Annotated in this window: 3 protein-coding genes; 2 read left to right on the top strand and 1 reads right to left on the bottom strand. The window is 75.8% G+C overall.

The window, feature by feature from the left end:
* A partial coding sequence (locus ABZ641_RS32505) for a PHP domain-containing protein (RefSeq protein WP_359987664.1) occupies positions 1–918 on the top strand: 918 nt, incomplete at its 5' end.
* 16 nt (positions 919–934) lie between these two features.
* Here ABZ641_RS32505 and ABZ641_RS32500 read toward each other — a convergent pair.
* Positions 935–1,726: a tyrosine-protein phosphatase gene (locus ABZ641_RS32500; protein ID WP_344624295.1), complete on the bottom strand. Its 792-nt coding sequence runs from the start codon at positions 1,724–1,726 to the stop codon at positions 935–937.
* 246 nt (positions 1,727–1,972) lie between these two features.
* On the opposite strand from ABZ641_RS32500, the gene ABZ641_RS32495 reads away from it, so the two are divergent.
* On the top strand, positions 1,973–2,539 hold the full coding sequence (locus ABZ641_RS32495; protein ID WP_344624294.1) for a DJ-1/PfpI family protein: 567 nt from the start codon (positions 1,973–1,975) through the stop codon (positions 2,537–2,539).
* The last annotated feature ends 63 nt before the right edge of the window (positions 2,540–2,602 follow it).

Genomic DNA, 2,602 nt, shown 5'->3' with positions numbered 1-2,602 from the left:
GCCTTCCGCACCGCGGCCGAGGCCGCCCGCAGGCTGCCCGCCGGGCCGGTCGACGTCGCCCGGGCCGCCCGGCTGCCCGGCGTCGGCCCGAAGACCGCCCAGGTGATCGCCGAGGCCTCGGCCGGACGCGTCCCCGGCTACCTCGCCGAACTGGAGGAGAGCGCCGGGCCGCTCGCCGAGGGCGCCGACGCACTGCGGGCCGCCCTCAAGGGCGACTGCCACCTGCACTCCGACTGGTCCGACGGCGGCAGCCCGATCGAGGCGATGGCCCGCACCGCCCGCGACCTCGGCCACGCCTGGGCCGTCCTCACCGACCACTCGCCCCGGCTGACCGTCGCCCGCGGCCTCAGCGTCGAACGGCTGCGCGAGCAACTGGAGGTGGTCGCCGCCCTCAACCGCGAGCTCGCGCCCTTCCGGCTGCTCACCGGCATCGAGTGCGACATCCTCGACGACGGCTCACTGGACCAGGACGAGGACCTGCTGGCCGAACTCGACCTGGTCGTCGCCTCCGTCCACTCCAGACTGCGGATGGAGCGCGCCCCGATGACCCGCCGCCTGCTCGCCGCCGTCCGCAACCCGCTGGTCGACGTCCTGGGCCACTGCACCGGCCGGCTGGTCGGCGGCCGCACCCGCCCCGAGTCGCAGTTCGACGCCGAGGCGGTCTTCGCGGCCTGCGCCGAGTCCGGCACCGCCGTCGAGATCAACTGCCGCCCCGACCGCCGCGACCCGCCGACCCGGCTGCTGCGCCTCGCGATCGACACCGGTTGCGTCTTCGCGATCGACAGCGACGCGCACGCCCCCGGCCAGCTCGACTGGCAGCAGTACGGCTGCGCCCGCGCCGCCGACGCGGGGCTGGAGCCGGAGCGGATCGTCAACACCCTCCCGGTCGAGGAACTGCTCGCCTGGACGGCCGCCTGACGGCGGCGCCGCGCGTTCAGGCGGTGAGCCGCTCCCGCAGGTGGCCGAGGGTCTCGTCCTTGATGCCGAGCCCGGCGCGGGCGTAGCTCTCGACGTCGCCCCAGCCGTCCTCGACCGCCTGCCGGGCCGCCTCCAGGTACGCGGGGTGCGCGCCGAACACCGCGTCGGCGATCTCCGGGTCGCCGCCCGCGGCGGTGAACTCCGCGATCACCGGTGCGAACGCGGCCTGCACCGCGACACCGACCGACAGGTACTCGTCGGTGACCGTCCGGTCGTCCGCGCCGAGCAGCAGCAGGACGAGCGCCGCCCCCCAGCCGGTGCGGTCCTTGCCCGCGGTGCAGTGGAACAGCACCGGACCGCCGTCCCGGTGCGCGAGCGCGGTCAGCAGCTGGCGGTACGACTGCCGGGCGGACTCGGCCGTCACGAAGGAGCGGTAGTCCGCGGCCAGCGCCCGGGCGGCCCGGCCGCCGCGGAACTCCCGGTTGGCGAGCGCAGGGTCGGCGAAGGCGAGGGCCAGCCGGGCGGCGGTGCCGGTGCCCGCCGGGTCGGCCATCACGTCGGCGACCAGCAGGTGCGCCCCGCCGGGCACCCGGTCGGGGCGGGCGGTGCGCTCCCGCTCGGTGCGCAGGTCCACGACGGTCCGCACGCCGAGGGCGGCGAAGGCCGGGTCGCAGGTGAGGTCCAGGCGGTCGAGGCCGCCGGAGCGGAACGCCAGGCCCGGGCGGACCCGGCCGCCGGGCAGCGCGATGCCACCGAGGTCGCGCAGGTTGGCGACGGTGCTGGAGCGCACGATCTGCGAGCACTGCATGGCTACCTCCCGGCAGGGGACGCGACTCATCTGCACGCTAGGCCCTGCGGTGACCGGTCGCTCGCGGAGCGCGTCCGTCCGGCCGGGCGGACGCCGGCCGGCGATGGGGCGCGCAGGGGGCGCACACCGGCGCACCGGGCGCGTGCCGTCCGTGCCTCGCGCGCCGCATTGCCCGACGGACCGTCAGGCGGCAGTGTGTGTCGGGGCTCACACAGGGTGGGCGGATGAAGGGCGGTACCGCCGGACATGGCAGCCAAGATCCTGATCGTCACCGGTGACGCGGCGGAGTCGCTGGAGGTGTTCTACCCCTACCAGCGGCTGCGCGAGGAGGGGTACGAGGTGCACATCGCCGCGCCCGCCAAGAAGACGCTGCAGTTCGTGGTGCACGACTTCGTGGACGGCTTCGACACCTACACCGAGAAGCCCGGCTACACCTGGCCCGCCGACGTCGCCGTCGCCGACGTCGACCCGGCCGACTACGTGGCCCTGGTGATCCCCGGCGGCCGCGCCCCCGAGTACCTCCGCAACAACGCCGACGTGCAGCGCATCGCCGCGCACTTCTTCCAGGAGGACAAGCCGGTCGCGCAGATCTGCCACGGCCCGCTGATCACCCTGGTCGGCGGCACCCTCAACGGCCGCACCACGGCCGCCTACCCGGCGCTGGAGCCGGACGTCGAGGCGGGCGGCGCCGACTTCGTCGACGGCGAGGCCGTGGTCGACGGCGTCGTGGTCTCGGCCCGCGCCTGGCCCGACCACCCGGCCTGGATGCGCGCCTTCGTCGAGGTGCTGCGCGAGAAGGCGCCGGTCGAGTAGGACGGCCCGCCCCGCCCGGAGACTCCGGGGGCCCGCCGCCGGCCAGGACTACCAGCAGCAGCA

This window comes from Kitasatospora sp. NPDC007106 (genome assembly GCF_040634455.1).
GTDB lineage: Bacteria > Actinomycetota > Actinomycetes > Streptomycetales > Streptomycetaceae > Kitasatospora > Kitasatospora arboriphila.
The sequence above is the reverse complement of the archived record's forward strand: the minus strand, read 5'-3'. Positions and strand labels throughout refer to the sequence as shown.

Coding starts and splice junctions, on each gene's coding strand:
- ABZ641_RS32500 (WP_344624295.1), bottom strand. CDS start 1,726: ATGCAGTGCTCGCAGATCGTGCGCTCCAGCACCGTCGCCAACCTGCGC.
- ABZ641_RS32495 (WP_344624294.1), top strand. CDS start 1,973: ATGGCAGCCAAGATCCTGATCGTCACCGGTGACGCGGCGGAGTCGCTG.